This window comes from Alkalihalobacillus pseudalcaliphilus (assembly GCF_028610675.1).
Lineage (GTDB): Bacteria > Bacillota > Bacilli > Bacillales > Bacillaceae_D > Alkalihalobacillus > Alkalihalobacillus pseudalcaliphilus.
Window position 1 is genome coordinate 254,725 of sequence record NZ_JAQQWS010000005.1, and the last position, 23,707, is coordinate 278,431.

The 23,707-nt window shown below is 39.4% G+C and carries 22 protein-coding genes; 20 read left to right on the forward strand and 2 right to left on the reverse strand.

The window, feature by feature from the left end:
- Positions 1-22: 22 nt before the first annotated feature.
- Entirely contained in the window at positions 23-1,048 is a 1,026-nt protein-coding gene (gene moaA / locus PQ479_RS13085; protein WP_047987809.1) for a GTP 3',8-cyclase MoaA, read from the forward strand.
- Between the two features lie 173 nt (positions 1,049-1,221).
- On the opposite strand, the gene PQ479_RS13090 is transcribed toward moaA, so the two are convergent.
- Complete coding sequence (locus tag PQ479_RS13090; protein ID WP_047987810.1) at positions 1,222-2,940, reverse strand: Rqc2 family fibronectin-binding protein; 1,719 nt, start codon at positions 2,938-2,940, stop codon at positions 1,222-1,224.
- 247 nt (positions 2,941-3,187) lie between these two features.
- Between PQ479_RS13090 and PQ479_RS13095 the strand changes: the two genes are divergently transcribed.
- The 16 genes from PQ479_RS13095 (at position 3,188) to spoVM (ending at position 20,124) form a co-directional block, all read left to right on the forward strand.
- Entirely contained in the window at positions 3,188-5,896 is a 2,709-nt protein-coding gene (locus tag PQ479_RS13095) for a calcium-translocating P-type ATPase, SERCA-type (protein WP_047987811.1), read from the forward strand.
- A gap of 183 nt (positions 5,897-6,079) precedes the next feature.
- Complete coding sequence (locus PQ479_RS13100; RefSeq protein ID WP_047987812.1) at positions 6,080-6,961, forward strand: YicC/YloC family endoribonuclease; 882 nt, start codon at positions 6,080-6,082, stop codon at positions 6,959-6,961.
- A gap of 93 nt (positions 6,962-7,054) precedes the next feature.
- Positions 7,055-7,318, forward strand: coding sequence for an extracellular matrix/biofilm regulator RemA (remA, locus tag PQ479_RS13105; RefSeq protein ID WP_047987813.1), 264 nt, complete (start codon positions 7,055-7,057; stop codon positions 7,316-7,318).
- A 46-nt stretch (positions 7,319-7,364) separates the two neighbouring features.
- A complete protein-coding gene (gene gmk, locus PQ479_RS13110; RefSeq protein WP_047987814.1) occupies positions 7,365-7,979 on the forward strand; it encodes a guanylate kinase in 615 nt (204 codons plus the stop codon).
- Between the two features lies 1 nt (position 7,980).
- Entirely contained in the window at positions 7,981-8,199 is a 219-nt protein-coding gene (rpoZ, locus tag PQ479_RS13115; protein ID WP_047987815.1) for a DNA-directed RNA polymerase subunit omega, read from the forward strand.
- 83 nt (positions 8,200-8,282) lie between these two features.
- Entirely contained in the window at positions 8,283-9,500 is a 1,218-nt protein-coding gene (gene coaBC, locus PQ479_RS13120; protein ID WP_047987816.1) for a bifunctional phosphopantothenoylcysteine decarboxylase/phosphopantothenate--cysteine ligase CoaBC, read from the forward strand.
- A complete protein-coding gene (gene priA / locus PQ479_RS13125; protein ID WP_273717026.1) occupies positions 9,500-11,908 on the forward strand; it encodes a primosomal protein N' in 2,409 nt (802 codons plus the stop codon). Before coaBC ends, priA begins: the two co-directional genes overlap by 1 nt.
- A gap of 23 nt (positions 11,909-11,931) precedes the next feature.
- On the forward strand, positions 11,932-12,870 hold the full coding sequence (gene fmt, locus PQ479_RS13130; protein WP_047987818.1) for a methionyl-tRNA formyltransferase: 939 nt from the start codon (positions 11,932-11,934) through the stop codon (positions 12,868-12,870).
- On the forward strand, positions 12,867-14,213 hold the full coding sequence (gene rsmB, locus PQ479_RS13135) for a 16S rRNA (cytosine(967)-C(5))-methyltransferase RsmB (RefSeq protein ID WP_047987819.1): 1,347 nt from the start codon (positions 12,867-12,869) through the stop codon (positions 14,211-14,213). Before fmt ends, rsmB begins: the two co-directional genes overlap by 4 nt.
- A 47-nt stretch (positions 14,214-14,260) precedes the next feature.
- Positions 14,261-15,022, forward strand: coding sequence for a Stp1/IreP family PP2C-type Ser/Thr phosphatase (locus PQ479_RS13140; RefSeq protein ID WP_273717028.1), 762 nt, complete (start codon positions 14,261-14,263; stop codon positions 15,020-15,022).
- Entirely contained in the window at positions 15,019-17,097 is a 2,079-nt protein-coding gene (pknB, locus tag PQ479_RS13145; protein WP_047987821.1) for a Stk1 family PASTA domain-containing Ser/Thr kinase, read from the forward strand. The genes PQ479_RS13140 and pknB overlap by 4 nt, the downstream gene beginning before the upstream one ends.
- Positions 17,098-17,117: 20 nt before the next feature.
- Complete coding sequence (gene rsgA, locus PQ479_RS13150) at positions 17,118-18,005, forward strand: ribosome small subunit-dependent GTPase A (RefSeq protein ID WP_047987822.1); 888 nt, start codon at positions 17,118-17,120, stop codon at positions 18,003-18,005.
- A complete protein-coding gene (gene rpe, locus PQ479_RS13155) occupies positions 18,002-18,649 on the forward strand; it encodes a ribulose-phosphate 3-epimerase (protein WP_047987823.1) in 648 nt (215 codons plus the stop codon). Before rsgA ends, rpe begins: the two co-directional genes overlap by 4 nt.
- 332 nt (positions 18,650-18,981) lie before the next feature.
- Complete coding sequence (locus tag PQ479_RS13165) at positions 18,982-19,230, forward strand: (4Fe-4S)-binding protein (protein WP_047987824.1); 249 nt, start codon at positions 18,982-18,984, stop codon at positions 19,228-19,230.
- Entirely contained in the window at positions 19,227-19,508 is a 282-nt protein-coding gene (locus tag PQ479_RS13170) for a GNAT family N-acetyltransferase (RefSeq protein ID WP_047987825.1), read from the forward strand. The genes PQ479_RS13165 and PQ479_RS13170 overlap by 4 nt, the downstream gene beginning before the upstream one ends.
- A gap of 535 nt (positions 19,509-20,043) precedes the next feature.
- Positions 20,044-20,124, forward strand: coding sequence for a stage V sporulation protein SpoVM (spoVM, locus tag PQ479_RS13175; RefSeq protein ID WP_045486487.1), 81 nt, complete (start codon positions 20,044-20,046; stop codon positions 20,122-20,124).
- A gap of 47 nt (positions 20,125-20,171) precedes the next feature.
- Here the strand turns inward: spoVM and rpmB are convergent, their stop codons facing one another.
- Positions 20,172-20,360 carry a 50S ribosomal protein L28 gene (gene rpmB / locus PQ479_RS13180; protein WP_047987826.1) on the reverse strand — a complete coding sequence of 63 codons (189 nt, stop codon included), beginning with the start codon at positions 20,358-20,360 and terminating at the stop codon, positions 20,172-20,174.
- A gap of 223 nt (positions 20,361-20,583) precedes the next feature.
- Between rpmB and PQ479_RS13185 the strand changes: the two genes are divergently transcribed.
- The 3 genes from PQ479_RS13185 (at position 20,584) to sdaAB (ending at position 23,697) form a co-directional block, all read left to right on the forward strand.
- Positions 20,584-20,946, forward strand: coding sequence for an Asp23/Gls24 family envelope stress response protein (locus tag PQ479_RS13185; RefSeq protein WP_047987827.1), 363 nt, complete (start codon positions 20,584-20,586; stop codon positions 20,944-20,946).
- Between the two features lie 23 nt (positions 20,947-20,969).
- A complete protein-coding gene (locus PQ479_RS13190; RefSeq protein WP_047987828.1) occupies positions 20,970-22,655 on the forward strand; it encodes a DAK2 domain-containing protein in 1,686 nt (561 codons plus the stop codon).
- 379 nt (positions 22,656-23,034) lie between these two features.
- Positions 23,035-23,697, forward strand: a complete 663-nt coding sequence (gene sdaAB / locus PQ479_RS13195) for an L-serine ammonia-lyase, iron-sulfur-dependent subunit beta (protein WP_047987829.1) — start codon at positions 23,035-23,037, stop codon at positions 23,695-23,697.
- The last annotated feature ends 10 nt before the right edge of the window (positions 23,698-23,707 follow it).

Sequence of the window (23,707 nt, forward strand, 5' to 3'; positions counted from 1 at the left end):
AGTTAGTTAGGAGTGTGTAAGTATGACCAATCAAAATGAGGCGATTTTCGATTATTTCAAGCGCCCATTAAAAGATCTTCGGATTTCAGTAACAGATCGATGTAATTTCCGCTGCCATTATTGTATGCCAGCAGAAATATTTGGGCCAGATTACCAATTCTTGAAAAAGGATGAAATATTAAGTTTTGAAGAATTGAACAGATTAGTTATGCTTTTTCATCGTGCGACATCACTTCAAAAGCTTAGAATTACCGGTGGTGAACCTTTGATGAGAAAGGATTTACCAGAACTGATTGCGAAACTATCTCAATCAACAGGCATTGAAGATATTGCGATGACAACGAATGGAGTCTTATTACCGCGACACGCAAAAGCTTTAAAAGAAGCTGGATTAAAACGTGTAACCGTTAGCTTAGATAGTCTTGATAGTGAAAAATTTGGTCGAATTAATGGCAAGGGGATAGGAATAGAGCCGGTCTTAAAAGGAATGCAAGCAGCTTCAGACGCTGGTCTAGGGGTTAAAGTGAATATGGTTGTGCAAAAGGGAGTTAATGACAGCGATATTGTCCCCATGGCTAAATTTTTCCGTGAAAAAGGATATATGCTACGTTTTATTGAATACATGGACGTAGGAACGTCTAATGGCTGGAAGTACGATGAAGTTATTACAAAGCAAGAGATTATTGAACGATTACATGCCGAAATGCCTTTAGAGGCTTTAGAGCCAGCCTACACCGGTGAGGTTGCCTCAAGATTTAAATACATCGGTTCTGATGATGAGGTAGGTGTCATTTCCTCCGTTTCAGATGCTTTTTGCCATTCTTGTACACGTGCAAGACTTTCTGTAGAAGGTTCATTATACACGTGCTTATTCGCAACGAAAGGTCACGATTTTAAGTCCTTATTAAGGGACGGTCACAGTGATGAGGAGATCATACAAGAAATTCAACAAAGCTGGAATAAACGTGACGATCGTTACTCCGTTGAACGTTCATTAGATGGAAATAATAATCGTCCGAAAATAGAAATGTCTCATATCGGTGGATAAGTAAATAGGTGAATACTTCGAACTAAAAAATAGAATCTCCATTGTGAGGTTCTATTTTTACTTACAAAAAAGTTCTTTACAAAATTTACGATTGGAGCACCAATGGAGCGAATAAGAGAAAGAGAGGGAGCCAAAAAAGGCTCTCTCTTTTTGTTGAATATAACAAATGACTATTATCCTTTTTGCCGTAATTGCAGCACTAAATCCTCATTGGGTGTTACGTATAATGTCGTTTGGTTGTCATAAATTACATAACCTGGCTTAGCTCCGTTTGGTTTTTTTACATGTCGAATTTTTGTGTAATCAACAGGGACTGAGCTTGATAGTTTGGCTTTGCTAAAGAAGGCAGCGATGGTGGCTGCTTCTATTAAGGTTTGCTCATCTGGTTCCGTACTTCTAATGACGACATGGGAACCAGGAATATCCTTTGTATGGAACCAAATTTCATCCTGCCTAGCAAAACGATTCGTTAAATAATCGTTTTGTTTATTGTTTTTACCAACAAAAAACTCCAAGCCTGATGTAGATACATACCGTTCCAAAAGAGGTTTATGATCCTTTTTCTTCTTTTTATCACCTTTTTGAGGACGTTTACGCAAATATCCTTCTTCCACGAGCTCTTCTCGAATTTCCTCGATGTCCTTAGGTGCAGCACTTTCCATTTGCTGGATGAGTTGTTCGAAATAGACGATTTCCTTCTGAGCCGCTTCAATTTGCTCCATGACAATTGCAATGGAATTTTTTGCTTTTGTATATCTTTTAAAATAGGATTGAGCGTTATCAGATGGAGACTTTTGTGGATCGAGCGTAATCGTTAATTCTTGTCCATCTGGATCGTAATAATCAACGACAGAAACCCTTTGATCGCCACGCTTCATTACGTGCATATGTGCGGTTAAAAGTTCGCCCTTCTTTTGATATTCATGGGCCTTATCAGCATCTTCTAACGTGCGTTCTAGCTTTGTTATTTTCTTTTTGTTTTTTTGTAATTCATTTTGTAAGAAGCGCTCTAAATCATGTGCTTGCTGACGAACACGATCGCGTTCCGCTTTACCGTAAAAGTAACGATCAAGCATTTCACTGACAGTTGAAAATTCGCGTGATTCTCCTTTTAGGTGGTGCAAGGGTACGACCGTAAAAAATTCCTTTGAGTTGGATATGACCATTTGCGGATAGTACTGATGCTCCTTGATAGGTTCCATAACAGCAAAAAAAGCATCGAGTAAAGAACGGGAATTGACCATTTTGGCTCGGTCGATGATTTCACGTCCTATTAAGGGTGATACGCCTGTGAATTGTTCGACAATTTGTCGGTCGATTTTGCCTGCATTAAAATCAATCTTCTGTAAAATATCTTCACTTGTTGCCTGCATAGGATCAATTTTATCTTGAATGGGTGGACGTTTATATTCTTGACCAGGTAAAACCGCTCGATAGCTGCTTTGGGCAAAACTAACATGTTTGATACTATCTATAATCATGTTTGTTTGTTTATCAATTAAGACAATATTACTGTGCTTACCCATAATTTCAATGATTAACCTTTTTTTAGTTTCATCACCGAGTTCATCCTTCGTTTGACAATCAATCATCATCATTCGTTCGGAACCAAGTTGAGTAATATCTTCAATAAAGGCACCTTCAAGATGCTTGCGTAACAGCATACAAAACATCGGTGGCGTTTGTGGGTTTGAATATTTCTCCTCTGTTAAATGTGCACGTGCAAATTGAGCATTCGCAGATAGGAGTAATGAATAACTTTTTCCTTTAGCACGAATGGATACAATCAACTCTGTTTTAAATGGTTGATATATTTTATTTATTCGACCTGTCTTCAATAGGTCATGACTTTCCTTCACAACCGCTCTTGTCATCATTCCATCAAATGACATCGGCTTCACCTCTTTCATTTACGTATAATCCACTCTATTTATGTTGCTATCATCACTACAGAAAGTATGGTGAGTGTTTTAGTAGTGAGAATTCATGGTCCATTTTTTACCTTTCAGCTAGAAATCCACATTTGCTTCATTGAGTATAGCATGTTTTGGGACGAGACTGAATAAGATCGCTTGTAGGAGCATAAATACTCCCATGAATGTGCAGTTGTCAGAGAGTAAAAGCTTGTGAGGTGAGAAAGTGGATTGGTATCGAAAAAAAGCAGAGGATGTGGAAAAAGAGTTAGGGACCAACGCAACACAAGGTTTGTCAGAAAAAGAAGTATCAAAACGTTTGAAACTTTTTGGGGCTAATAAGTTAGACGACGGAAAGAAAATATCAAGCCTAGCCTTATTTATCTCGCAGTTTAAAGATTTTATGGTTCTCGTTTTACTTGTTGCAACGTTAATCTCAGGCTTATTAGGTGAGTATATTGATGCCATTACGATTATGTTTATCGTTTTATTAAACGGAGTTTTGGGATTTGTCCAAGAAAGAAAAGCAGAAAAGTCCCTAGAAGCATTAAAGGAACTGTCTGCTCCACAGATGAATGTATTACGAAATGGTATTTGGGAGAAAATCCTCTCAAGCCAAGTAGTTCCAGGAGATATTGTCAAGCTGAAAAGTGGAGATCGGGTAGGGGCAGACATTCGCTTGCTGAAGGCCAATGCTCTTAGTGCCGAAGAATCCTCTTTAACAGGTGAGTCCGTACCCGTACAAAAACAAGCTCAAGCTATACAAGCTGACAAGCTTGAAATGGGTGACCAAAAAAATATGGCCTTTATGGGCACGCTCATTACACAAGGAAATGGAACGGGTGTAGTGATAGCCACAGGAATGAACACAGAGATGGGAAAGATTGCTCATCTTCTTCAAACGACACAGTCCTTAGAAACACCATTACAAAGAAGGCTCGAGCAACTTGGAAAAATTCTCATTATTATCGCTTTACTATTAACAGCCATGGTTGTGGCAGCAGGTGTTCTACAAGGTTATGACATTTATACAATGTTTTTATCAGGGGTTTCTTTAGCTGTTGCTGCGATTCCAGAAGGATTACCGGCAATTGTAACCGTTGCGTTAGCACTCGGTGTTCAAAGGATGATCAAACGAAAAGCGATTGTTCGTAAGTTGCCTGCAGTTGAAACATTAGGTTGTGCCACAGTTATTTGTTCAGACAAGACTGGAACATTAACACAAAATAATATGACAGTCACCCAGGTTTGGACGGCAGGGAAAGGTTGGAAAGTGACCGGCAATGGTTATGAGCCCAATGGTTCTTTCCTTTTCGGTGGAAAGCCTGTGGAAGTGCAACGTGAAAAAAACTTATTACAACTATTAAGCTTTTCTATGTTATGTAATAATGCGAAGCTTATGGAGAAAACGGATCGGAAGGGATTACTTAGAAAAGAAGCACGTCAATATTTGATTGATGGTGACCCGACGGAAGGGGCATTAATTGTAGCAGGCATGAAAGCTGGTTATCATGACCAGAAACTAGACGAGCATTATACACGGGTGCATGAATTTCCATTTGACTCCACACGAAAAATGATGAGTGTCATCGTAGAAGATAGGAGCGGCAGACAATTTGTCGTGACAAAGGGTGCGCCAGATGTTGTATTAGGTCAGTGTCAATCACTCCTTTATCAAAATGGCAAAGAAGCCTTTACACCAAAGCGAAAGGCGGAGGTGGACGCAACATTAACAAGTATGGCAAGCCACGCATTAAGAACGATTGCTGTCGCTTATAAACCATTAAACCAAGGCGAAACATGTTCACAAGCCTCGATGGCAGAGCGTCAATTGACGTTAGTGGGCATTCAAGGCATGATTGACCCACCAAGACCTGAAGTAATTGAATCTGTGCGTGAATGTAAAGAAGCGGGTATTAAAACCGTGATGATTACGGGTGACCATCAGCTCACAGCTTGTGCCATTGCACAAGAAATTGGGATTATGCAAAAATACGGTCGGTCATTAACAGGTAAAGAGCTCTCACGTATGTCGATGGAGGAGCTCGCCCAGGTCGTTGATGAGGTTGATGTGTATGCACGTGTAACACCAGAGCATAAATTAAAAATTGTTAAAGCCTTACAGGAAAAGGGACATGTCGTTGCTATGACTGGAGATGGTGTGAATGATGCACCTGCCATAAAAGCCGCCAATATTGGTATTGCGATGGGGATTACTGGAACAGATGTAGCCAAAGAAGCCTCTGCGCTTATTTTAAGTGATGATAATTTTGCAACGATTAAGGAAGCGATAAAAGAAGGACGGAATATCTATGAAAATATCCGCAAATTTATTCGGTATATGCTCGCTTCCAATGTGGGAGAAATTTTAGTCATGCTGATTGCTATGGTTTTGGGTATGCCTCTACCACTCGTTGCAATCCAAATTCTCTGGATAAATCTTGTGACAGATGGATTACCAGCCTTAGCGTTAGGAATGGATCAAGCTGAAGGCGATGTGATGAAACGGAAACCACGGAGCCAATTTGAAGGTGTCTTTGCTCGTGGGTTAGCATGGAAAATTATAAGTAGAGGTTTTATGATAGGGATCGTTACAATTATTGCTTTTTGGCTCACCTTACAAGGGCATCCGGATGAATTAATCCGAGCACAAACTGTGGCCTTTGTGACACTAGTGATGGCTCAGCTTATTCATGTCTTTGATTGTCGGAGTGAGTACTCCGTCTACCACCGTAACCCTTTTGAAAATAAATATTTAGTTTATGCAGTGTTATTATCAACGTTGTTAATGTTAGTTGTTATATATTATCCACCGTTACAAACTATTTTCCACACGGTTTCACTTGATTTGAGAGAATGGTTACTCGTTCTTGGTATGGCGGCCATTCCAACGGTTGTAATAGGTGGGTTCCAATTGTTCAAGCGAAAATCTTAAAAACCGAAATATAGTCTGAAACCATTAAAAGAAGGACCGACCAAAACTGCCCATGTTGAATGTGGGCAGTTTTTTGACGTATTTTTGCCGGTACGCTTGTAAGAGGAACAGATTTGTTCATATGAAACGATACTTGTTGACCAAAGTAAAATTAGGTAAAATAGAGGAGTGGATGTGATACATATGGTGAAAAGTATGACTGGTTATGGACAAGCAACCGTGTCAAATGAACAATGCACAATTCAAGTTGAAATACGAACAGTTAATCATCGTTTTTTTGAATGTAGCAATATAAGATTGCCACGCCGCTTTTTATTTCTTGAGGATGTGATTCGTAAAGAGGTGAAATCAGTCATTCATCGCGGGAAAGTAGATGTATTTGTTAAGGTCGATGGTGAGTCACTTGTTTCTAAACATTTTAAGGTGAATTGGCATTTGTTACAGCAATATAAGGACAAGGCTGAACAGATTCGTGAATTTTTATCATCCAATGAAACACTCAGTATGGAACATGTTCTACAACATGAGCATTTGACTGAATGGGTGGAAGAAGAAAGTGATGTTTCGGGATTAGATAAACGGATCGTAGAGGCGATTCAAAAAGCGTGTACAGAAGTAAATGTCATGCGTGAAAGAGAAGGTAGTTCAATTAACACCCATTTTAACGAATTATTAACGGAACTAAATCATTCAGTCACGTTGCTAAAAGCTCTCGTACCAGAAGTTAACAAGGTTCAAGAGGAAAAGCTTTTTCAGCGCTTAAAAGATATAGTTTTGGAAGCTCAATTAGATGAAGGAAGAATGGTCACGGAGCTAGGCTTAATCTTGGATAAATCAGATATTAGTGAAGAGCTTTCGCGTCTCCAATCGCATTGGGAACAGTTTAAGGCGATTTTGCTTGAAGACCAGCCGATCGGGAGAAAGCTTGATTTTCTCGTTCAGGAAATGAATCGTGAAGCTAATACAATAGGGTCAAAAGCGATCGATTTACAAGTGAAGCAACAGGTTGTTTTACAAAAAAGTTTAATGGAGAAATTGAAAGAACAAGTACAAAATGTAGAATAAAGCTAGAAATCGAACGGATTTTCGTATATAGTAACATTAGTTTGGATAAAAATGAAAAGAGTAGAAGGCTCTTCTAAAGTGGAGGAATCGGGCATGAATATTAAACTAATAAACATCGGATTCGGAAACATCGTATCAGCCAATCGGATCATTTCAATTGTCAGTCCTGAATCAGCACCTATCAAACGAATCATACAAGATGCTCGTGACCGGAATATGTTAATTGATGCAACTTACGGACGACGCACACGTGCTGTCATTATTGCTGATAGCGACCATGTTATTTTAAGTGCGGTTCAACCAGAAACAGTTGCACAACGTTTATCAACAAAAGAAGAAGGAGCAGAGGAAGCGTAGGCTTGTTTGCTTTACTTTTTCTTTCTTAAAATAGTAGGAGGTTTCAATGGATAAAGAAAAAGGATTATTAATTGTTTTATCTGGCCCTGCCGGCGTAGGTAAAGGAACGGTATGTGGGGCTTTAAGACAACAAGATACAGATATTCAATATTCTGTTTCTGCGACAACAAGAAAGCCTCGACAAGGGGAGGTCGATGGAGTCAATTATTTCTTTAAGGAAAAAGAACATTTTGAAGAAATGATAAAAAATGACCAACTACTAGAGTGGGCGGAATATGTGGGGAATTATTATGGTACGCCCGTAGATTATGTACGTGAAACAATTAATAAAGGTCAAGATATTATCCTTGAAATTGAAGTTCAAGGAGCTCTAAAGGTTCGAGAGCGCTTTCCAGAAGGTGTGTTCATTTTCTTAATGCCACCAAGCTTAGCTGAATTACGCAGCCGGATCGTTGGTAGAGGAACGGAAACAGAGGAAATTATTAACAAAAGAATGACAGTCGCTAAAGAAGAAATTGATATGATGAAGCGTTATGATTATGTCGTAGAAAATGATGAGGTTCATTTAGCTGTAGAACGAATTAAAGCGATTGTAACGGCAGAACATTGTAAACGTGAAAGATTAATCGAAAAATATACTCAACTTGTGGAGGTTCAATAATATGTTATATCCTTCTATTGATTCATTAATGGATAAATTAGATTCAAAATATACACTAGTAACAGTATCAGCAAAACGTGCTCGTGAGATGAAAGAGGATACATCAAGAGGTCCGCTTGTAACAAAACCACATTCATATAAGCCGGTAGGTCTTGCTTTAGAAGAAATTGTGGGTGAACAGCTCCGCTTTGAAAGAATGGAAATCAAGGAAGACGAATAATGTGAAGGCAACCTACTTAACAAAAGAGTAGGTTGTTTTCTTATCTATTATGATAAAGATTGGTTATGGATGAGGTGAACATTATGTTAAAAGATAAAAAGATTGTTATCGGTGTCACGGGTGGTATTGCGGCGTTTAAGGCTGCAGCTTTAACGAGTAAATTGGTGCAGGCTGGAGCACATGTCAAAGTAATTATGACCGAATCAGCAACAGAGTTTGTAACACCGTTAACGTTTCAGGCTTTATCAAGAGAGCCTGTGTATACGAATACATTTATAGAGCCAGATCCGACAAAAATTGCTCATATTGAATTAGCGGATTGGGCGGATGCGTTTATTATTGCTCCAGCTACCGCCAATATAATCGGGAAACTAGCAAATGGTTTAGCAGATGATATGCTCACAACGACATTACTAGCCACAAAGGCCCCTATTTATATGGCACCTGCTATGAATGTGAATATGTACAATCAACCTGCTGTCCAAAGGAATATGCAACAGCTCATGGAGGATGGTATTCAATTCATTGATGCAAATGCGGGTTATTTAGCCTGCGGTTGGATCGGAAAAGGGCGTTTAGCTGAGCCAGAGGAAATCGTTGAATACTTAGAGCAAGCCTTTATTCGTTCAGATAATAAAGGGAGTCATTTAGCTGGGAAGAGCGTTTTAATAACGGCAGGACCTACTCAAGAAAAAATTGACCCAGTTCGATATTTTACCAATCACTCTTCGGGGAAAATGGGTTATGCGCTGGCGAAAATTGCTTATTTACGTGGTGCAGATGTCACCTTAATAACGGGGCCAACAAATATAGAACCTCCACTAGGTGTGAAAGTCGTTCAAGTTCTTTCTGCACAAGATATGTATCAAGAAGTGATTGAACGGTTCGAACAAACAGATATTATGATTAAATCAGCGGCTGTTGCGGATTATCGACCAGCAGAGACGTTTGAACAAAAGCGAAAAAAACAACCTGGGGACTGGTCTTTACAATTAGAACGAACACAAGACATATTGGCAAAGCTAGGAGCATTGAAGCAAGACCAAGTTCTTATAGGTTTTGCGGCAGAAACCAATAATGTAGAAGAGAATGCTCTAGGTAAATTAGAAAGAAAGCATTTAGATGTAATTGTTGCCAATGATATTAGTCAAGAGGGTGCTGGTTTTAAAGGCGATACGAATGAAGTGGTTATTTTTACGAAAGACGGACATCGTTTTGAAGTTCCTCAAGCACAAAAAGTAGAAGTGGCAGACAAGATATTAACTGAAATTGAAGCATATATGAAAAGGAACCAATCATAATGATTGCTAAGGTTTCTGTTGATGTACCGAGTGCTCAGACCGACCGATTATTCGATTATCTTGTTCCAGCTGAATGGCAAGCCTATATAAAGCCAGGAATGCGAGTCATCGTTCCATTTGGTCCAAGAAAAATCCAAGGGTTCATTGTTGAACTAACGAATGAATCTGAATTCAAGCAATTAAAAAAAGTGCTCGAGCTCCAAGATATGGAACCTGTCTTAACAAGTGAGTTAATCGATGTAGGAAAGTGGCTTGCTGCTGAAACTTTAAGTTATCAAATCTCAGCTTTTCAAGTGATGCTGCCAGCGGCATTAAAATCAAAAGTGAAAAAAGAGTGGGTGCTAGCAACAAATAAACAAGACTTACCCCTTTTTGTTCAAGCATTATTTGGTCAGAAAAGTTCTATTTCAACTGAAGTGATGAAAGAGTTAAATAAACAAGAAAAAATCGAATTACAAGCTTTGTTACTATCTGGTGAGCTAATTGAAAAATATAAAGTAATTGAAAAGGCAAAGCAAAAATACATACGAATGCTTACACTCAATGAGCCGTATACACTTGAAGCAATGGAAGCTGACTTATCGGGGAGAGCGAAAAAACAGCTACAAATTCTTCATCATTTAGTACATCAAAAACAACCGAAAGCGACCAATCAAGTTCTTCAAGATTTGAAAACAACCCGCCAGACTTTGCAGCCGTTACTTGAGAAAGGTTTTATAAGAGAGTTTGAGCAAAAGGTATATCGTGAGGCGATGAAAGACCTTACTATTGAGCAGGAGCATGCATTCGCATTAACGGCAAAGCAAAAAGCGGTTTTAGCTCCGATTGCGGAAAAAATCGAACATAGAAAGCATGAAACTTTTTTATTACATGGTGTGACAGGCAGTGGCAAAACAGAGGTATATCTTCAAGCGATTGCTCAAGTAGTTGAGCAAGGCAAGGAAGCGATTATGCTTGTGCCAGAGATCTCACTCACGCCACAGATGGTCAAACGTTTTAAAGGGAGATTTGGTGATCTAGTTGCTGTTCTTCATTCTGGTTTGTCGGCAGGCGAGAAGTTAGATGAATGGCGGAAAATTCAAAGACAAGAAGTAAAAGTGGTTGTAGGAGCACGTTCGGCGATTTTTGCCCCATTCCAGCATTTAGGGATGATTATTATTGATGAAGAGCATGAAACGACGTATAAACAAGAGGATAATCCACGCTACCATGCAAGGGATGTAGCGATTTATCGAGGGGAGTATCATCAATGTCCTGTGATATTAGGTAGTGCAACACCGTCATTAGAGTCCTATGCTCGTGCCAAAAAAGAAGTCTATACGCTGTTAGAATTATTGGAACGTGTAAATAACCGTGACATGCCTACTGTCGAGATTGTTGATATGAGAGAAGAGCTGCGTAACGGAAACCGCTCCATGTTCTCAGAAGTTTTAATGGAGAAAATGAAAGAGAAGTTAGAAAAACAGGAACAAATTGTCCTTTTCCTAAATCGGCGGGGACATTCAACATTTATCATGTGCCGGGACTGTGGCTATGTGGCTACGTGTACACATTGTGATGTCTCGTTTACTTATCACCGTCATCAGCATAAACTCAAATGTCACTATTGTGGTGATGAACGGCAGATGCCAAAAACGTGTGATTCGTGTCAAAGTGAGCATATTCGTTTTTTTGGTTCAGGGACTCAAAAAGTAGAAGAAGAGTTAACGAAGCTACTGCCACAAGCACGGGTCATCCGTATGGATGTTGATACGACATCACGTAAAGGCTCACACGAACGATTGCTAGAATCCTTTGAACGAGGAGAAGCAGATATTTTACTTGGCACGCAAATGATTGCAAAGGGGTTAGACTTTCCTTCAATTACATTAGTGGGCGTATTAGCGGCAGATTCGATGTTGCATATTCCAGATTTTCGTGCAGCGGAACGCACCTTTCAATTAATGGAACAAGTAAGTGGAAGAGCGGGTAGGCATACATTACCTGGCGAGGTATTTATTCAAACATATACACCTGAGCACTATAGTATTCAGCTTGTACAAGCACATGACTATCATGAGTTTTACCGTAAAGAGATGAATAATCGAAGACTGGCGGGTTATCCTCCTTATTATTATATGGCTCTTATTAATATATCTGATCAGGAGTTAACGAAAGTAATCTCAGTCAGTGAAAAAATTGTTCAAGTTTTAAAGCGAGACTTACAGCCATCTACGATTGTACTAGGCCCTGTTGCATCACCTCTCGCTCGGCTAAAAGATAGATATCGCTATCAATGCATGATAAAATACAGAAATGAACCTCGGTTAATAGAGACATTAAGAAATATTCAAGATCACTATTTAAAAGAAACAAATCAGGGGAATTTACAAATTCACATGGATTTAAACCCGTTTATATTTATGTAATGTCATTGAAAGGCAGTGAAAAGATGAAAATCGTTTTTATGGGGACACCTGATTTTTCAGTACCCGTTTTAAAGCAATTAGCAGAAGTATATGAGGTTGTAGCTGTTGTCACTCAACCTGACCGTCCAGTTGGTAGAAAGAAAGTATTAACACCGCCGCCGGTAAAGGTAGCAGCAACAGAGTTAAACATCCCTGTCCTGCAACCAGAAAAAGTGCGAGTTAAAGAAGAATTAGAGCTTATTTTTGAGTATGAGCCTGATCTCATTGTGACAGCTGCTTACGGTCAGATTTTACCAAAAGCATTGTTAGATTTTCCTCGACTTGGATGTGTGAACGTTCATGCTTCCTTATTACCAAAATATCGTGGAGGAGCACCGATACACCAGTCGATTATTGATGGGGAAAGCGAGACGGGTGTCACGATTATGTATATGGTTGAGAAACTAGATGCTGGCGATATTTTGACACAGGTGCGTGTTCCAATAGAAGAAGAGGATCATGTAGGAACGGTCCATGACAAGCTAAGTCAAGCCGGAGCATCCTTATTGATGGAAACGATTCCGCAATTAGTAGATGGTTCATTGGTAGCTAAACGTCAAAATGATCAAGAGGCGACCTTTGCCCGGAATATTTCAAGAGAGATGGAAGAGTTAAATTGGTCACGTACAGGTGAAGAGCTGTATAACCAAATCCGTGGCTTACACCCTTGGCCGGTTGCCTATACAAGCTTTCGTGGAAAGCCTATAAAAGTATGGTGGGCAAGTAAAGTAACAACAAATAAGCAAGCTACACCAGGTGAGATTATTGAAATGGAAGAAGATGGCTTTATTGTTGCTACTGGTAATAAAACAGCTTTAAAAATGGAAGATATACAACCAGCAGGTAAGAAAAGAATGACCGCAGATACATTTTTACGAGGAACGACTATCGAACTCGGCGAGAAACTGGGAGATAAAGAATGAAAAAAGATGTTAGAGAAGTTGCCTTAAATATTTTGATGCAAGTAGAAGACAAAAAGGCCTATAGCAATTTATTGCTAAATCAAACGATTAAGAATGGGCACGTGGATAAGAAGGACATTGGTTTATTAACGGAGCTTGTATACGGGACCATTCAAAGAAAGCTTTCTTTGACGTTTTTCTTAACACCTTTTGTCAAAAAAGGGCTTGAATCGTTAGAGCCCTGGGTCACAACCTTATTAAAAATGTCGTTATATCAATTCGTATACTTAGAACGTATCCCTGATCGGGCTATTATTCATGAGGCTGTAACGATTGCGAAAAAAAGAGGTCACGAAGGCACAGGATCACTCGTTAATGGTGTGTTACGTTCCATACAACGGGATGGTGTTCCAACATTTGATTCACTTAAGAACCAAACGAAACGACTTGCATTTGAATATAGTTTTCCAAAATGGATGGTTCGCCGCTGGTTAGAAGTATACGGTGAACAGGCAACTATTGAAATGATGGTCACAAGCTTAAAGCCACCGGTAATAACGATTCGTGTCAATCAATTAATAACAACACCAATTGAATTGATTACGTTATTAGAGCAAGAAGGTGTCAAGGCGGTAAATGGGACATTGTCACCGGACGCATTAGTGATTAAAGAAGGTAATCCCTTTACAACGAAAGCTTTTGAGCAAGGGTTGTTCACGGCTCAGGATGAAAGCTCTATGCTTGTAGCTCGTGCACTCGGTCCTCTTCCAAATGAAAAAGTTCTAGATAGTTGTGCGGCACCTGGAGGGAAATCGACCCACCTTGCCGAACAAATGAATAATCAAGGAATGTTGGTGTCAATTGATCTGCATGAGCACAAAGTAAAGCTCATACAAGATCAAGCAAAAAGATTAGGCCTAACCATGATTGAGGCAAAATCAGGCGATGTTCGTACATTTAGTTCAGAAACTGAGCATGAATCATTTGATAAAATTTTATTAGATGCACCTTGTAGTGGGTTGGGGGTTATTAGAAGAAAGCCAGATATTAAATGGTTAAAGCAAGAATCCGATATTAAGGATATTGCTGCTCTTCAAAAAAGCCTCTTAGAGGCGGTCGCACCATTATTAAAAAAAGGTGGACGATTAGTTTATAGTACATGTACGATTGATAAAGAAGAGAATGAAGCCATTGTTGAACAATTCTTACAAACACATCCAGAGTTTCAATGGGACAAGTCACTTTCAGAGCGATTACCTCATCAGGTTAGTAACGTGAAAGGCTTTGCAGAAGGAAGTGTCACGATTTTGCCGCAAGATTTCGAGACAGACGGCTTTTACATTGCTTGCTTAATGAAGCAGTAGGGGAGTTACGTAGGAAGAGAAGAAAGGGGATTGTGTTACGTATGGAATTGTCTTATGCATTTCAAACAGATACCGGACAAATTCGGTCACACAATGAGGATAATGGTGGGATTTTCACGAACGAAACAGGTATTCTTGCCGTCGTAGCTGATGGTATGGGAGGACATTTAGCAGGAGACGTTGCTAGTTTAATGACGAAGGATTTCTTTGATGAAGCTTGGTCAAAGAATCCTACTCTAGCCAGTGCAAAAGAAGCGGAAAAGTGGTTGAATGAGCAAGTGCAAGTGGTCAATGGCCAGCTTTATAAACATGCAGAATCCAACTCGGAGTGTCACGGAATGGGTACGACGCTTGTTCTAGCTATTTGTACAAAGGAGTACATAACGATTGGCCATATTGGTGACAGTCGTATTTATTTAAAAAATGATTTTGGTTTTTTAGCTAAAACGAGTGATCATTCCCTTGTACAGGAGTTGGTCAAATCAGGTCAAATTACTGTAGAAGAAGCAGAGAATCACCCGCGTAGAAATGTGGTACTTCGTGCACTCGGGACAGAAAGAGAGATATTACCTGATGTACAAACGTTCTTTGTTGAAGGGAATGAACTCGTTCTGCTTTGTTCAGATGGGCTATCAGACAAAGTAGGGTTGAGTGATTTTGAACAAGTAATAAAAGCAGAAGGAACGCTAGAGGAAAAGGCGAATGCTCTTGTGAACTTAGCCAATGAGCGCGGCGGAGAGGACAATATCACCGTAGCATTAGTCAAATATCCAGCTTATCATGAACAAGAAAGTGAAATGGAACAATGATTGGACAAAGAATTAATGGTCGCTATGAAGTAAAAGAAGTTATTGGTGGCGGTGGAATGGCCCATGTTTATTTGGCGCTCGATGTCATTCTAGACCGTATGGTAGCAGTGAAAGTATTGCAACCCCACTTTTCTAGCGATAATCAATTTATTAAAAGGTTCAGGCGAGAGGCTCAAGCCGCAACGAGTTTAGCCCATGATAATGTGGTGAATATTTATGATGTCGGTGAAGATGGTGATACGTACTATATTGTCATGGAGTATGTGAAAGGGCAAACATTGAAAGAACTTATTGAAGATGTTGGCCCACTACCTTTACACCAAGCTATTGAGATTATGGATCAAATTCTCAGTGCAATTTCTCATGCTCATGATAATCATATTGTTCATCGTGACATTAAGCCACATAATATTTTAATTCGTGACGATGGTGTGGCAAAGGTTGCCGATTTTGGTATTGCAAGAGCGATGAGTACAGCAACGATTACTCATACGAATTCGGTGATGGGGTCTGTTCATTATTTATCGCCAGAGCAAGCTAGAGGTGGACATGTTACCTACAAATCGGACTTATATTCATTAGGTATTGTCTTTTTTGAAATGCTAACAGGTAATTTGCCTTTTTCAGGTGATACGGCTGTATCTATTGCTATTAAGCATTTGCAAAATGATATTCCTTCAGCAAAAGCGATGATTCCGAGCTTACCGCAAAGTATTGAGAATATAATACGAAAAGCAACAGTTAAGGACCCGCTTCATCGTTATGAATCGATTCGTTCGATGAGATACGATTTAGAAACAGCGATGGATCCTGGACGAGTGAATGAAGAGCCTTTTGTCTTACATGATCACGATCATGAAGTCACAAAAGCGATTCCAATTATTAAATCATTATCAAACCAGCCTGACTTAAGTAAAACAATTGAAGCAACCCCTTCAAAGACAGAAATGGCTCAGGTGAAGTCTGAGCAAGAAACTGAATCAAAGGAACCAGCTGATAAGAAAAAGGAGAAAAAGCCAAAGAAAAAGAAATCCAAAGCGAAAAGATGGTTAATAGGAATTGGCATTGCCTTAATTGTATTGTTATTCGCTGGGATTGCCACTTTTGCTTTTATGCCGGGTTTATTTAAGGTTGATGAGGTTGAAGTGCCTGATTTTACTCACATGACGGTTGAGGAAGCTGAAGAGGAATTGATTGATTTAGGGATTGATTTAGTGTTTGAGTTACATGAGGTTACGAGTAATCAAGTTAATGAAGAAGATGAATTTGAAGGTGAACAGGTTGTCAGACAAAGGCCTTCTGCTGGTTCGGTAGTTAAAGAGGGAGCAACTGTTCATTTATATGTTTTACTAGCAGATGAAGAAGTTGAAATTCCTAGTGTCATTGGTGAACCGATTGAAAGAGCAACGAGAATTTTAGAAGATTTAGGTTTCGCGGTCAAAACGGAAGAAGTGGAAAGTACACAGACACCGGGTATCGTCTTGGAACAAACACCTTCTAGAGGGGAGCTTGTTGTACCAGGTGAAACCGAAATTGAATTAAAGTACAGTGTCGATTCTCGTTTTCGACTACAACCATTGGATGGCATGAGTCGCAGTGAAGTAGAAGAGTATTTTGATGAGCAAGGTCTTGAGGCGGATTTCCGTGAAGATTTCCATGTGTCGATTGAAGAAGACCATGTTATTAGCTATTCACCTGATGCATACTCCAATTTGTTACCTGGAGATACGGTCAGGGTCATTCTTTCAAAGGGACCTGAGCCGGTTGAAGAGCCAGAGCCTGATGAGGAAGAGCCACCAGAAGAGGATGCAGATGTGGGGACAGAAGAGCGACGTGTCCGGATAACGCCGGAAATTCCATCTGACCTAGCAGGTACGGCTTTTGATATTCGTATTGTTGTCACGGATGTACAATCAAATGGTGAAGAAAGAGTTGTCGTTGACGAACAAATAACGGAAACGAAAGAATTCATTATTCATTTGCTTGTTAGTGAAGAACAGGACGGTATCGTTCAAACGTTCGTGAATGGCGAATTAAATGAAGATTTATCTGAAGTAGTGAAATATAATCAATAACAAAATGTTGGAGGGTATACATGGCAACCGGAAAGATTATGAAAGCTTTAAGTGGGTTTTATTATGTTCAAGCTGGAGATGAACTGTACCAATGTCGCGGTCGTGGGAACTTCCGTAACCGTGGCATTAAGCCACTTGTTGGTGATACTGTTGAATTTGAGGCCGCCAATCGTACGGATGGATATATTCTAGATGTCGCTCGGCGTAAAAATGAACTAATTCGCCCACCGATTGCTAATGTAGACCAAGCATTGCTCGTTTTTTCGGCACAAGAACCAGGTTTCAGTGCAGCGTTACTAGACCGTTTTTTAGTGCATATTGAATCTAATCGGATTGAACCACTTATTATTATAAGCAAGATGGATTTGGTCGATGAAACACTGGTAGAAACAATCAAACAGTATCAGAGCGTGTATGAAAAAATCGGTTATACGGTCTTGTTAACGACAACACTTGATGAAACTTCCGCACAGCAACTACTACCATTTATTAAAGATCAAATATCAGTCATTGCTGGACAATCTGGTGTAGGGAAATCATCTTTGTTAAATGTATTAGATGCTGACTTAAAAATTGAAACGAATGAAATATCGAATCATTTAGGGCGAGGAAAACATACAACACGCCATGTAGAACTTATCCAAGTTGGTGAGGGTCTGATTGCAGATACGCCGGGGTTTAGTTCTTTAGACTTTGCGCAAATGGAAGGTGAAGAGTTAAGTGAGTATTTTCCAGAAATGCTTGAACGTTTAGCTCAATGTAAGTTCCGAGGATGCACACATACGTCTGAGCCAAAATGTGCGGTAAAGGATGCGGTTGAGCAAGGAGAGATTGCGGCCTCGAGGTATGAGCATTATCAACAGTTTTTAGAAGAAATTCTGACCCAAAAAAGGAGATATGACCGATGATCAAGATTGCCCCTTCCATATTATCTGCTGACTTTTCAAAGTTAGGTGCTGAAATTATCGATGTAGAAAAGGGTGGAGCGGATTATATTCATATCGACGTTATGGATGGACATTTTGTTCCAAATATTACGATAGGACCTCTCGTTGTGGAAGCAATTCGACCTTTAACGAAGCTGCCATTAGATGTACATTTAATGATTGAAAACCCAGATGCGTACATTAGTGATTTCGTGAAAGCTGGAGCAGACATTATTTCTGTCCATGTCGAAGCTTGTCCACATTTACATCGAACGGTTCATTTAATCAAAGAGCAAGGTGTAAAAGCAGGTGTCGTGATTAATCCAGCGACTTCTGTTAGTGTGCTTGAACCCATTCTTGACGATGTTGACTTAATCTTATTTATGACTGTAAATCCCGGATTTGGTGGGCAATCTTTTATCCATTCTGTTTTACCTAAGATTGAAGCCGTAGCAAAGCTTGTAGCGGAAAAAGAATTAGAAGTAGAAATTGAGGTTGACGGTGGGGTTAATGCAGAAACCGCCAAACTATGTGTGGAAGCAGGAGCCAACGTACTCGTAGCAGGCTCTGCTATCTACAATCAACCAAATCGAAGTGAAGCCATAAAGGCCATTCGAAACAAATAAAAAGCAGCACATTGCCTTTAGCATCAACTTAAAAAAACAAACCGATGATTTTTTTAGTAAAAGGTCATCGGTTTTTATTATCCATAGTTTATCGAATACATAACAGCTGAAACAACCGGAGGCAATGGGGTTGATAAACGTATTGATGTTCTGACTGTAGCCCTTTACAGTGGGATACATATTGATGAGTTGCAACATTTAGATTTAGCCTATGCTCCGCCTTATAATGGTACGTGGGATCCGCTCCAACAGGCTGCAAGACGTGTGAAGTTTTAGTAAGAGTCTAAAAGGGGAATAAAAGTAAGTAACTAAATTAGGATGGAGGCGGTGACATGACTAAACATGAAGAATTAATAGCGAGTGATTACAGAAGGTATCAAGGTGAGGATGTAGATGTTTATTTTAATAAAGAGATCTGTACACACTCAGGTAACTGTGTCCAAAGCTTACCAGAAGTTTTTGATGTGAAAAGGAAGCCTTGGATACGTGCAGATCGTGAACAGGCAAATCAAGTGATTGAAACGATCAAAAAGTGTCCAAGCGGTGCTTTGCAATACGTAGAAAAGAGGGATGTACAATGATTACGATTACAAAAGAAGAAAAAAGACATGTCGTAAAGAATGATCATGGAGAAGTCGTTGGTGAAATTACCTTTGTGCCAATAGGGGCTGATAAAATTATCATTGACCATACATTTGTTGATAATTCAATGCGTGGAGAAGGACTAGCTGCCAAATTAGTGGCTTCCGTCGTTGAACGCATGAAAGAAGAAGGGAAAAAAATCATTCCACTTTGCCCATTTGCAAAATCTGAATTCGAAAAGAACGAATCATATCAAGAAATCCTAGCATCCCGTTAATGTAATCGATGTAATGGTTCAAAGGTACTGAAGGAACCGGTTATAGTGGACGAGTCATGCGGAGACTCCCTCGGGACGTAGTGGTAGAGCTGAGATCTAGGGGCGTAGCCAATCAGCACACCATAGGACGTGGAGCATGATTTTCGGTAGCAGCAAGTAGACGTCCGCCTATGAGTATTAGCACTAACTATTACACAAAAGGTATCATCGCCAGTAATTGGTGATGATGTCTTTTCTTTGTTTGTAGATCTGTCATATTTATAATTATGTGGCATAAGCTTGATTGTAAAGAAAAGTGAATTTGGATCATCGGTCATTCACAGTTAAGAAAAAAGTATGCATAGTTTATAAGCGGTGAATATACTAGTAAAGAAAGAGCTTATCTAGCTTAGCTGAGCGTCATACAAGACGCCCCTAGTATATAACTAGCTTAAAGGCTAGCTAGAATTTGCTTTTCGTACGGAAGTTATAGATGACCCACATGTCATTATATGCAGTAAATTCGTTGGTCATATCAGTTTGAGGAGGAGGATTTATGAAATTCTACACTATCAAGCTACCGAAATTTATAGGTGGATTTGTGAAGGTCATTCTAAGCTCATTTAAAAAAGGGTAACAAAAAAACACCGAATCCCGGTGTTTTTTTGTTTCGTTCATTTTCAATTATACGCGTTCTACTTTACCTGATTTAAGAGCACGTGCAGAAACGTATACACGCTTAGGCTTGCCGTCAACTAAAATACGAACCTTTTGAACGTTTACACCCCAACTGCGCTTTGTTTTATTTAAAGCGTGAGAACGTTTGTTACCGCTTTTAGCCTGTTTTCCAGTAATGTAACATTTACGAGCCATGGAAAGCACCTCCTTATTGATACAATACGAATTCATCCGAATCATACTTGAATATATTAGCATAGCACATAAGAGAATGCAATAGAATTCACCAAATATGATCAAGTAAATGGACTTGACACCTTGTTTATGGTACGCTTTCAAAAGCGCTTTTAAAAATACCTAGATTATAGTAAAATGGCTATAACCCAAAAAGTCGTTGACTCATAAGGAGGAATGTACATTGTCTATCGAATTAAAAACACATTTAGGTGTTGTAGATGTTTCAACTGAGGTTGTCGCGACAATTGCAGGTGGAGCGGCTGTAGATTGTTACGGAATCGTTGGAATGGCTTCTCAAAAACAAATAAAAGATGGGTTAAGTGAATTATTAGGTAAAGAGAACTTCCGAAAAGGTGTCGTGATTCGTGAAGTAGAAGAAGAAATTCACATTGATATGTATATCATTGTAAGTTACGGTACAAAAATTTCAGAAGTAGCTTATAATGTTCAAACAAAAGTCAAATATCAATTAGAACAAATGTTAGGTCTTGATGTGGATTCCGTGAATATTTTCGTTCAAGGGGTTCGTGTCACGAATCCGTAGGTGCTGTTAAGGAGGAAATGTAAGTGTCAATAAAACAGATTGAAGGTCAAAAGCTGGCTCAAATGTTCATTGAAGGGGCCGGCCAATTGTCACGCCATGTAAAGGTTGTAGATTCTTTAAATGTTTTCCCTGTTCCAGATGGTGATACTGGAACAAATATGAATCTGTCGATTACTTCTGGTGTTAAAGAAGTGAAACAGCAAACAAGTGAAGATGTAGGTAAGGTTGCTAGTGCTTTTGCTAAAGGTTTATTAATGGGAGCTCGAGGTAATTCAGGAGTTATCCTCTCTCAATTATTCCGCGGGTTTTCTAAAGCGGTTGAGGGAAAAAAGGAAATCAATGCTACAGAGTTTGCTCAAGCTTTTGAACGTGGAGTAGAGACAGCTTATAAAGCTGTTATGAAACCCGTTGAAGGAACGATATTAACTGTCGCAAAGGATGCTGCCAAACAAGCCGTTTCATCAGCCAAGAAACAATCTGATATCGTAAAAGTAATGGAGGATTTACTCAAAGAAGGAAAAGCCTCGCTTAAGCGTACACCAGATTTATTACCTGTTCTTAAAGAAGTTGGGGTTGTTGATTCTGGTGGCCAAGGATTAATTTATATCTATGAAGGGTTTTTAGCGATTTTACGCGGCGGCGAAGTAAGTGCCGAGTTTGCTGAAGAATCGAATGCAATGGATACATTAATTAAGGTTGAGCATCATGCTCAAAGTCATATGTCGACAGAAGATATTGTTTATGGCTACTGTACAGAAGTAATGGTTAGATTTGAAGAGGGAAAATTAAAAGAGTCTCCATATAATGAAAATGCTTTTCGTGAGAGCTTGAGTGAAATCGGTGACTCGTTATTAGTTGTTTCAGATGAAGACCTTTTAAAGGTACATATCCATGCTGAAACTCCTGGTGAAGTTTTATCGCGAGCTCAAGTCTATGGCGAGATGATTCATATTAAGATCGAAAACATGCGCGAGCAGCATACAAGTCTTTTAGAAGAAGGACATGCTGTTTATGAAGAAACAACGACCTCAGAACAGACACCAAAAGAAAAAAGTGAATTTGGAATCATTGCTGTAACGATGGGCGAAGGCGTAGGGAAGTTATTTAAAGGCTTAGGGGCTGGCGTCGTCATTGAAGGCGGGCAAACAATGAATCCAAGTACGGAAGATATTGTAAAAGCAATTGAAGAAGTTCATGCGAAGAACATCATCATTTTACCTAATAATAGCAACATTATTATGGCAGCCGACCAAGCTGCTGAAGTTGCTACAGAAAATGTTTCGGTTGTGAAATCAAAAACAGTTCCACAAGGTTTAGCTGCCTTACTAGCATTTAACCCAAATCAAGGTTTGGAAGAGAATGCTGGTTTAATGGAGTCGGCTATGTCTGAGATTAAATCGGGCCAAGTGACATTCGCTGTACGTGATACGTCTATGGATGGACTTGAAATTAAAAAAGACGACTTTATGGGAATTTCTGATAAGAAAATCGTTAGTTGTGGAGAAGATAAGTTAGATGTAACGAAAAAACTTATGGATCAAATGATCGATGAGGATAGTGAAATCGTGACGATTCTTCAAGGTGAAGATGCAACAGATGAAGAATCTGAGCTTATTTATCAATATATTGAAGAAAGCTACCCTGAGGTAGAGATTGATCTCCATAAAGGTGACCAACCACTTTATTCATTCATTATTTCAGTAGAATAAAGTAGGGCATTGATAACGAATAACGAAAAGCTGTTTATTCCTCGTGAATAAGCAGTTTTTTTCATGAGGAAAAGACTAATATAGTTAACGTTTCCTTTAATTCATGCTAAGATAAAAGAGAATGGCTATGAAGGATAAACATTTTTTTAATATATAGTAACGAAGCTATCAAGTTATGTCAGACACTATCGGATGAGGTTGTCATGACGAGATATCTACTGTTTCAGAGCTGAAATGAATGTCTTTAGTAAGCGAACAGTCAAAACCGACATGGCGAAGCTAGTTAGTTCAGTGCCACCCCGCAGGACGCGGAGCAGGATTTTCGGTAGCGGCGAGCAATGCTCTATGTTAGCACTTTCATATAAAAGGAGTAATGTCGATGAAATATCGTACAGTTTTTGATATTATAGGTCCGGTTATGGTTGGACCATCCAGTTCACATACAGCTGGGGCTGCCCGAATTGGTAAAGTTGCCAGAACATTATTTGGTAAAGAGCCAGTAAAAGCAAGTTTTCATTTATTTGGTTCCTTTGAAAAAACCTATAAAGGACACGGGACAGATGTCGCGCTTGTGGCAGGTATTCTAGATTTTGAAACAGATGATCCGAGGCTTCCCAAAGCGATCGACTTAGCAAAGGCAAAAGGCATGGAGATACACTTTATCGAAGAAGAAGCTAAAATGGAACACCCTAATACCGTTAAAGTTGTCTTAGAGCATGGTGGGGAAAGAATTGAGCTTGTCGGTATTTCGATTGGAGGCGGAAAAATTGAAATCATTGAATTAAATGGTTTTGAATTAAAGCTTTCTGGTAATCACCCTGCTATATTAGTGGTGCATAATGATCGAGCGGGTGTGATCGCAGCTGTTGCTAACGTACTAGCTGCAAAAAGTATGAATATCGGACATATGGAGGTTTCCCGTAAAGAGAAAGGACAAGAGGCGTTAATGGTCATTGAAGTGGATCAGAACGTCGATACAGATGTCTTACATGAATTAAACAAACTACCTCATATTGAACATGTAACAAAAATTCATGAATAAGGGAGAATGA

Coding starts and splice junctions, on each gene's coding strand:
- rpe (WP_047987823.1), top strand. CDS start 18,002: ATGATCAAGATTGCCCCTTCCATATTATCTGCTGACTTTTCAAAGTTA.
- moaA (WP_047987809.1), top strand. CDS start 23: ATGACCAATCAAAATGAGGCGATTTTCGATTATTTCAAGCGCCCATTA.
- rpoZ (WP_047987815.1), top strand. CDS start 7,981: ATGTTATATCCTTCTATTGATTCATTAATGGATAAATTAGATTCAAAA.
- coaBC (WP_047987816.1), top strand. CDS start 8,283: ATGTTAAAAGATAAAAAGATTGTTATCGGTGTCACGGGTGGTATTGCG.
- PQ479_RS13100 (WP_047987812.1), top strand. CDS start 6,080: ATGGTGAAAAGTATGACTGGTTATGGACAAGCAACCGTGTCAAATGAA.
- PQ479_RS13170 (WP_047987825.1), top strand. CDS start 19,227: ATGATTACGATTACAAAAGAAGAAAAAAGACATGTCGTAAAGAATGAT.
- priA (WP_273717026.1), top strand. CDS start 9,500: ATGATTGCTAAGGTTTCTGTTGATGTACCGAGTGCTCAGACCGACCGA.
- sdaAB (WP_047987829.1), top strand. CDS start 23,035: ATGAAATATCGTACAGTTTTTGATATTATAGGTCCGGTTATGGTTGGA.
- remA (WP_047987813.1), top strand. CDS start 7,055: ATGAATATTAAACTAATAAACATCGGATTCGGAAACATCGTATCAGCC.
- gmk (WP_047987814.1), top strand. CDS start 7,365: ATGGATAAAGAAAAAGGATTATTAATTGTTTTATCTGGCCCTGCCGGC.
- rsmB (WP_047987819.1), top strand. CDS start 12,867: ATGAAAAAAGATGTTAGAGAAGTTGCCTTAAATATTTTGATGCAAGTA.
- spoVM (WP_045486487.1), top strand. CDS start 20,044: ATGAAATTCTACACTATCAAGCTACCGAAATTTATAGGTGGATTTGTG.
- fmt (WP_047987818.1), top strand. CDS start 11,932: ATGAAAATCGTTTTTATGGGGACACCTGATTTTTCAGTACCCGTTTTA.
- pknB (WP_047987821.1), top strand. CDS start 15,019: ATGATTGGACAAAGAATTAATGGTCGCTATGAAGTAAAAGAAGTTATT.
- rpmB (WP_047987826.1), bottom strand. CDS start 20,360: ATGGCTCGTAAATGTTACATTACTGGAAAACAGGCTAAAAGCGGTAAC.
- PQ479_RS13090 (WP_047987810.1), bottom strand. CDS start 2,940: ATGTCATTTGATGGAATGATGACAAGAGCGGTTGTGAAGGAAAGTCAT.
- rsgA (WP_047987822.1), top strand. CDS start 17,118: ATGGCAACCGGAAAGATTATGAAAGCTTTAAGTGGGTTTTATTATGTT.
- PQ479_RS13165 (WP_047987824.1), top strand. CDS start 18,982: ATGACTAAACATGAAGAATTAATAGCGAGTGATTACAGAAGGTATCAA.